Genomic DNA, 5,065 nt, shown 5'->3' on the forward strand with positions numbered 1-5,065 from the left:
CATCACCTCCAGAGGCTTTCAAAAGAGGTATTCCTCCGCCAAAATCCTTTTCAAAATCAATCTGCAGATCAGCTCGAGCCTGCCCCTGATCCATAAACTGCTTAAGACGTTTGAGATCCCAAACACTCAACGTGATTGGTTTGCTATCAACTGGGTCAAGAGCCTCGGCATCTGACCTCGCGCTAAAGTTACCATTCGTCGCGATTACTAGTTTGACCTTCTCAATAGCGCTCCAACGCGTTGAAATAAGATCAGCCAGCCCAAAACCTGGGCTTGTCTCTTCCAGCTGATTTTTGAAATCTGGCTTCGTACTAGAAACAAGAAACCGGTAAAGCCGATTCTGCAACCGCTCTACGTGCGGTCTGTTCAAGACCCGAATCTCATCACTCAGACCAAAATCACAGATAATTAAGGTCAAGACGCCAGAATTATCACTGGGATCTCCACCGTACCCATCTACCTGCATCTGATGAACTGAATACTTACCCTCATAATATGCTCGGTCAGCCTCATCGACTTCACCAGCCTCAGATAGCAAATCAGCCACTTTCTCAAAAAAGGCTTCTGCCGTTACTAGTCCCATAGCATCTGCATCACCTTGAATATCAGCGATTAGTTGATGATGGAATTCAAGTAGTTCAGTCATTAAGCGGACCATCCTTAATTACTTTGATTAAGTCGACCTTGGTTTCGAAACTCGAGCAAGCTTCAAGAGACAGTGAATACCTCACCATCCCGACACCAACAGGAAGTGGTACAGCAACCCGCGGGAACCCCTCAACAACCTCAAAGGTTTGGGATTCTCCAAGATGCCAACGTCTCGCGGAATAATCATTTTCCGGATCATATCCAGTTGCGAAGATCGCTTCTTCCCACTGGTCGAACACACTTATCGAATCTTCAAAATGTGTAGCAGTAAGTTTTACATGATCATGCAAACTGAGCCCGTCCGGCAAAATTGCAGACGAAATGTTAAATACTTTTAGAAACAGCCTGCAGCCTTCTACATCGGCTAGTTGCTCTTCGGATGAGATCGAAACATATGGTTTTGCCGCAACTCTGCGAGCCTTAACTTCTATGCAGCATCCGATAAATTCAAAGTCCTTCGATGATTTTGATGGACCTTTCCACGCTTCGATTGCAGAGTCAGCACCTAGTCCGACAGCCAGCTCTCTAAGAAAAGCCAGTTCTCCCACCAACCCCCGCTGCTCTTCAACGGAAAGGCCTTTTTTACTTCCTCCCCTCAACAAATAGTGCCAACGTTGGGTTCGCTGAACTGATCGAATCAAAGCGTCATCAATACTGGTTGCTGCCTCTCCTGCAGCGACCACATCTCTGCATAGCGTCTCGAAAATCTCGATCTGACTACGCTCATTCAAAGCAATTACAAACGCCGGTGAAGAACCAGCGTTTCTAAAAGATAGGTTCAGATTTTTCAGTTTTGGTAGCTTTGGAGGTGATAGTGGCAACTGGGGAAGCCTGAGCATCAATCCCGGTGTGCGCTTTTCGAGGACAACCCAAAAAAAGTCGAACCGACCAGCCATATTTACACGTCGAGCTTCATCATTGGTCAGCTTGTTCCAAGGATCATTTGTCGCTGTCATCATCAGACTCCTGATCCTCATCCTCATCGCCAAAGAGTTCTTTGTATCTAACGGAATTCACGACATACTCTACGGTTTCCTCTGCTCGAGAAGACCTAGGAAGGCTTATTCCCCATCCGATTACAGCTTCGCCTGGCATAAGATCGTGCTGATGTTCGGCTTTTTGCTGTTCCGGTATTTTTGGGCTAACAAGATGGAGTATGAAAAGCCCTCTTTTCCTGACCGCTCGGTAGATCTTGTCGGCAAAGTTCACTTTCCCTTTGCCAACCTTATCTCTATTTTTGTTCAAGTAACTAGATTCCGCCTCAATGATCTCAGAGTCGCCAAGGCCAGCTTTTTCTATCCCTCTTGAAGCAAGGCGCATGCCTTTACCACTAAAGGCCATGTAATGCAGCTTTGGCTCTCCAAAACTCACTGTTCGCTCTGCCGGAATTATTGGCAGATCCAAACAGCTATCTTCTTCACCACTTTGTTTGCTCGTCACCAATACGTCCCAAAAAGCCAGCTCACCTTGTGATCGCAAATTAATGTATTCACGAACTGGAGGGGTATCTGTCGTTACACTTTGCTCTGCATTTCGCCAACCCGCTAAAAATTGATCAATTTCACGAACAGGAACATCCCTAAACAAATATCCCCACTTATTTTTCTCAAAATCATTTTCTAGTTTCAACAAACTATCAACAAACAACTTGGCATTTCGCTTATTTGCATCTATGTCTTTTCGATGAATACTAACTTTAGCTGTCTCTATAAACTGATTTGATAAACCAACTTTTGTTATTACCTTGGCACTTGCACCCATTTTATTTCTTGCAGTAACCAATAGAGACGCAGGATGGCTTCTGACCGCTAAACCAAACATTCTCGGCGTTGCCTTTGCCTGCTCCATAATTTTAAGCTCGTCGTGCAGCTCATCGGACGCTTCGGCAATAAATGCGTACCAGTCTATTGCTTCCTCTGGCATCCATATCCTGCATAGATCTTCATAACCGTCTCTGTATCCGAACCATCGCCCCATCTGCATTAATGTGTCATACATCATGGTGTTTCGAAGGAACCAGGTTACAGTAAGACCCTCCAGCGTTAGGCCTCGGGATAATGAAAACCCACCTACTGCGATAACTGTTTGGCCTCTCTCACCGCTTTGCGAATAATCAAGATCATTAGCTTTACTATTGACTTCAACCACCTTCGCTGCCGCGATCGATTCGAACAAAGCTGCTTGCACGTCTACCCATTCAAACTCTGTTTCTGAATACTCTCTTTGCCAAACCTTTTTGAGCTCAGAAAGCTCAGGGTCGGACAAGCCGGGAGTACCAAGCGAAGCATTAACCCTCACCGAATCTTTGATGCGATCTAACGCTTCGTGAATTCGGTTTCTTAACTTGCTTTGAACGGCAGTAAAGCGGCTTGCATTGACTAACATTGAACAATGTGCTGACTCGCTTCCCCTCAAATTCCTTATTGTCCGGGATAGCAAAAACGTTCTCAAAGCCGTCAAAAGAGACCTTGGAAGGCTGTCTAGAACATGGTCTATCTTATGCTTAATTGGCAAGATGTCTTCATTATCGCTTATATACCTCAGCCATTTTGGCTCATCATCATCAGGCAAACCATCGATAAATACTTTTGAAGGACCAAAATAATTTGTAGGAGCGTCCAAACCAATAATAAAGTCTCTTGGGAAAAGATCCTCGTTAAACATCTTGTCATCTTCATCAGGATCTATAAATATATTAGCAAACGGGGTCGCAGTGTATCCCACGTAACAACTCCGATGAAACATACTCAAAAGATCTCGAATTTGACCATTTATTTTTGTTATTAGCTTTTTATTGTATGCCGTATTTATGGATGCGTTATCAGCTTCATCATCAATAAGTAGCATGGGCTGATCAATCATTTCTCGATCACCCCTTGCCCTATTACCTCTCAGCCAATCTAAAAGATTTTCCAGTGTTCGGTGGTTTTTCTTGATCACCAATACTACTGGAACTTGGTAGGAGCCGATTTCACTGGTATTCGTAGATGCAGTCTCTTTGTTAAAGTCTTTAATTGTATTTGTTAAGCTTACAGGCGTTCTACTGAAATCAAAGTATCCCACCCCAATTTTATGCCTAGCACCTCCATTGCGTCGCTCTTGACTACGCCCGGTGTCACGGCCGATGAAGCCCTCATCTATTCTCGCCTGGGTTTGATTTCTAAGATTGTTGTGAATCCCAGCAATCACAATAATCAGTCGATATCCCGCATCTGCGGCCTTACAAATCAGCCCAGTATAGTTTGCCGTTTTTCCGCTTTGAACATGTCCTACGACCATGCCTCTACGATCCCACGCCATCTGCTTTTCAGGATTGCCTAACCGACCTAGGATTTTATCGGTAACTTTGTCCGTAGACGTAACGACGTCTCTGGGCAGACCGTTTTGCAGCAGAAGCTTCTGATATCTTTGCCAATAGAACGGTTCGATTTTAACCTTTGCATCATCTAGCCAAGGCTCAAATTCGTCCCCATCAACAACGGCTCCCAAACCTGCTTTGATGCCCTGCTTCGTTTCTATTTCTCGAGCAACTTGCTCCAACGCGTCGGGGTTTAAACCTGGAGCAACAGCCTTAGCGAGAGCTCCAATCAGACCTCGTAATTCCTCTTCCGTTTTTCGCGGTTGATTGAATAAAGCAGATTCGACAACGTTAATTAGTTGATCATGGCTACTGACCGTCATGCTAAACCCTTGTATCAGGAAAATCTGGTTGACCTACGTAATCTTGGATCAACTTTTTAACCACATACCAGTTGTCACGTAAAACTGGATGGCTCTGCATTACACCGGGCACAGCATCAGGCGGAATACCTGAGCCGGTCAATGCCTCGACCATGGATGAAACCAATAGTCGAAGATCTGCTTCGTCAGCTTGATCTGCAATCACCGACTCAGCATTGCCCACCAACTCGGCATGCAAAGTTTCAATCGGCAACCCCGATCCAATAATCCTCATACAACGATAGAACCCCTCCCTCAGATCGTCTGGAAGTTGAGCTGCATATGCTCTAAAAACCGGATGGTCGCTATTTGGGCGGAAGAAAACTTGCCCATCTTTCTGAAGTCGGTTCCAAATAGGCTGCTTCGTCTCGTCTACCAACTGTTGGCCTCGCCTTCGATATGTGCGTTTCGAAGTACCAACAAAATGTTCAACTACCTTTTTCAGACGCTCGCGTACTTGGGGGGGCAATTGGGCCGAAGCTTTTTTGACATCAATTTTCCAATCAGAATCCATCGTATTAGGTATATCAACAGCAATCCGGCACAACTTGGTCAGCTCGGTCTGTCGGGCTAGCCCGAGCCAACCTCCGGATATGATGAGTCGATTCTCCCGATAAATATAAAGACCTTGGGATTTCAAATGGCCCTCGGGACCTCCCGTTTCGTCCCATTCTTCACGAGTCATCTTTTTATGATG

Annotated in this window: 4 protein-coding genes; all 4 read right to left on the minus strand. The window is 45.3% G+C overall.

The window, feature by feature from the left end:
* The coding region (locus ACN0T0_RS20340) for a hypothetical protein (protein WP_417228693.1) at positions 1-646 on the minus strand (646 nt) is incomplete at its 3' end.
* Complete coding sequence (locus ACN0T0_RS20345; RefSeq protein WP_417228695.1) at positions 639-1,604, minus strand: PD-(D/E)XK motif protein; 966 nt, start codon at positions 1,602-1,604, stop codon at positions 639-641. The genes ACN0T0_RS20340 and ACN0T0_RS20345, both read right to left, overlap by 8 nt.
* Entirely contained in the window at positions 1,588-4,329 is a 2,742-nt protein-coding gene (locus ACN0T0_RS20350) for a Z1 domain-containing protein (protein WP_417228697.1), read from the minus strand. Before ACN0T0_RS20350 ends, ACN0T0_RS20345 begins: the two co-directional genes overlap by 17 nt.
* A gap of 1 nt (position 4,330) precedes the next feature.
* A partial coding sequence (locus ACN0T0_RS20355) for a hypothetical protein (protein ID WP_417228699.1) occupies positions 4,331-5,065 on the minus strand: 735 nt, incomplete at its 5' end.

This window comes from Amphritea sp. (assembly GCF_048266285.1).
Classification (GTDB): domain Bacteria; phylum Pseudomonadota; class Gammaproteobacteria; order Pseudomonadales; family Balneatricaceae; genus Amphritea.